Raw genomic sequence first — 2,819 nt, forward strand, 5'->3', positions numbered from 1 at the left:
GACGGCGAGCAGCCCGGCGAGCAGCGCCGTCAGCACCGCGACGCCGACGGCGAGCAGGACGATCCGGCGCGAGAGCGTGCCGCGCCCGCCCGTCACGGTCGCGGCCGGTCGCCACCGGCGGCATACCCGACCGAGCGGACGGTGCGGATCGGGCTCGCGTCGCCGAGCTTCGCGCGGACCTGCGCCACGTGGACGTCGACGGTGYGCCCGCCGGCCGTCGCGGCATACCCCCACACGTCGCTGAGCAGCTGCTCGCGGGTGAAGACGACGCCCGGCCGACGCAGGAGGTGACTGAGCAGGTCGAACTCCGTTGCGGTCAGGGCGACGTCCCGGCCGGCGACTCGGACCTCGTGACTCGTCAGGTCGACGGTGAGGTCACCGGCGCGGAGCACCTCGGGGGCGGCTGCGTCCCCGCGGGTCCGCCGCAGCACGCCCCCGAGCCGCGCCACGAGCTCCCGCGGGGAGAACGGCTTCGTGATGTAGTCGTCCGCGCCGAGCTCGAGGCCGACGATGCGGTCCACCTCGTCGTCGCGGGCCGTGACGAAGAGCACGGGCGTCCAGTCCCCACTGCCCCGCAGGCGTCGGCACACCTCGATGCCGTCGAGCACCGGCAGCCCGATGTCGAGCACGATGGCGCTGGGCCGCAGGTCGCGCGCCGCGTCGAGGGCGCTCCCGCCGTCACCGACGACCTCGACGCCGTAGCCGGCGGCGCGCAGGTTGAGCCGCAGCACGTCGGCGATGGCCGGCTCGTCCTCGACGACGAGCACGAGGCCGCGGCCGGCGTCTGGACGACGGTCGCGGCTGGTGCCGGGCTCGGAGGACACGTTCGCAGCGTAGTGAGCAGGGGCGGCGTCCGGGTCACGCTCGTGTTCGAGTCGTGTCAGGGGACGGGCCGGGACACCCGGTCTCGCACCAAGGGCCGTGGCTCAGCGCGCGCCGAAGTCGATGTCGGCCGCCGGCACGACGTCGCCCGTGCGGCCCGGCGCCTCGGCCCAGGACCAGGAGACGTTGGTGTGGACGATGACCTGTTCCGGAGAGACCGGTACACCCCACTGGCGCAGGTCCTCCGTCGTGTGGGCGTCCTCGACGAGCGTCGTGTCGTAGCCGCGGACGAGGGCGCCGTGCAGCGTCGACCGGATGCACGCGTCGGTCTGTGCGCCGGTGACGACGACCCGGCCGACCTGCCGCTCGGCCAGCACCGCCTCGAGGTCGGTGTCCTCGAAGGAGTCGCCGTAGCGTTTGTGGACGAGCGGTTCGGACTCGTCGCGGGTCAGCTCCGGGACGTACTGCCAGCCGTCGCTGCCTGCCGGCATGTTGTCGTCGGAGTGCTGCACCCAGACGACGGGGACGTGCTCGGCACGGGCCTTGCCGACGAGGTCGCTGATGCGGGCGATGACGCCGTCGCGGTCCCACGCGTCGGAGACGACGTCGTTCTGCACGTCGACGACGAGCAGCGCCGTGTTGGGCCGTCCTGCGAAGGTGGTCATGGTGTCTCCTGCCTCGGGCTCTGCGTCCATCCCGACGCTACGCCGACGCGCCGACGGCCGGGAGCCTCAGGGGGCGACGAGCAGGCAGAAGGGATGACCTGCAGGGTCACCGAGCACGACGAGTGGCTCCTCCCCGTCGGCGGTCCGGTCGAGGAGCAGGGTCGCGCCGAGCGACAGCGCCCGGTCGCGGTGTCGTTCGAGCTCAGCCAGGGTCGGCACCGCGTAGTCGACGTGGAGCTGCATCGGCACCTCGTGGCTCGGCCACGTCGAGCGGGCCAGCTCGTCGACCTGCTGGACGGCGAGCCGTCGCACGTCGTCCGCGTCGAGCAGGACGATCCAGTCGGCGTCGTCGGGCCCTGCTGCCGGCCGCTCGTCACCGGGCCGGCAGTGCAGCCCGAGCAGCTCGCAGTAGAAGTCGGCCAGACCGCGGGCGTCGGTCGTGTCGAGCGCGGTGTGCATCAGACGGGGGAACTCGGTCACGGATCCTCCTCGGTCAGGGACGTCCCCACTCTACGAAGGGGGGCGTCCCTGCGGTGTCCTCGCAGCACCGGCGAACGGATGGGATGCTGGGCCGGCCATGACGAACATGACGAACCCGGTGCACCCTCCCCGCGAGCTGACGATCAGCTCCGCGTCCAACCCGCGCCTCAAGGGCCTGCTCGGCCTGCGCCGACGGCGGACCCGGGAGGAGACGGGCCAGACCGTCGTCGAGGGCTACGAGGAGATCGGCCTCGCCCTCTCCGCCGGCGTGCGCCCCGGCACCGTCTACGTGTGCGAGGAGCTGTTCAGCCCCGCCGGGCGGGCCGGGTCGCAGGACATCGGCCACCAGAGCGACCTGCTCGCCCGGCTGCGCCACGACCGCGTCGAGGTCGTCCATCTCAGCCGGAGCGCCTTCGAGAAGGTCAGCTACCGCGAGGGACCAGACGGCCTCATCGCCGTCGTCGGCCGCATCGGTGTCGACCTCCCCGACCTGCACGTCGACGGTCCCGATCACCTCACCCTGCTCAGCCAGGGAGTCGAGAAGCCCGGCAACCTCGGCGCCATGCTCCGCACCGCCGACGCCGCCGGTGTCGACGCCGTGATCGCGGCCGACCCCGTCACCGACTGGGGCAACCCCAACGTCGTGCGCGCGAGCAAGGGCACCGTCTTCGCCGTGCCCGCCGCGAGCGCGACGACCGCCGAGGCGCTCGACTGGCTGGCCGTCAACGAGATCCGCCTCGTCGTCACCACCCCCGAGACCGACCTGCTGCACACCGACGTCGACTACACCGGTCGTGTCGCGATCGCCGTCGGCAGCGAGAAGCACGGCGCCGACCGGACCCTGCTCGAAGC

General features: G+C 72.9%; 4 protein-coding genes. 1 reads left to right on the plus strand and 3 read right to left on the minus strand.

What is annotated here, in order from left to right; translation table 11 throughout:
• Window positions 1–92: 92 nt before the first annotated feature.
• The 3 genes from AC1DP0_RS20535 to AC1DP0_RS20545 form a co-directional block, all read right to left on the minus strand.
• A complete protein-coding gene (locus AC1DP0_RS20535; RefSeq protein ID WP_478088174.1) occupies window positions 93–824 on the minus strand; it encodes a response regulator transcription factor in 732 nt (243 codons plus the stop codon).
• A gap of 102 nt (window positions 825–926) precedes the next feature.
• Window positions 927–1,487, minus strand: a complete 561-nt coding sequence (locus tag AC1DP0_RS20540) for a cysteine hydrolase family protein (RefSeq protein WP_478088176.1) — start codon at window positions 1,485–1,487, stop codon at window positions 927–929.
• Window positions 1,488–1,553: 66 nt separating this feature from the next.
• Window positions 1,554–1,967: a VOC family protein gene (locus AC1DP0_RS20545; protein ID WP_478088178.1), complete on the minus strand. Its 414-nt coding sequence runs from the start codon at window positions 1,965–1,967 to the stop codon at window positions 1,554–1,556.
• Between the two features lie 106 nt (window positions 1,968–2,073).
• Between AC1DP0_RS20545 and AC1DP0_RS20550 the strand changes: the two genes are divergently transcribed.
• Window positions 2,074–2,819 (plus strand): TrmH family RNA methyltransferase (locus tag AC1DP0_RS20550; RefSeq protein WP_478088180.1); only part of this gene is annotated, 746 nt, incomplete at its 3' end.

It is taken from the genome of Terrabacter sp. P5_B1, assembly GCF_056400505.1.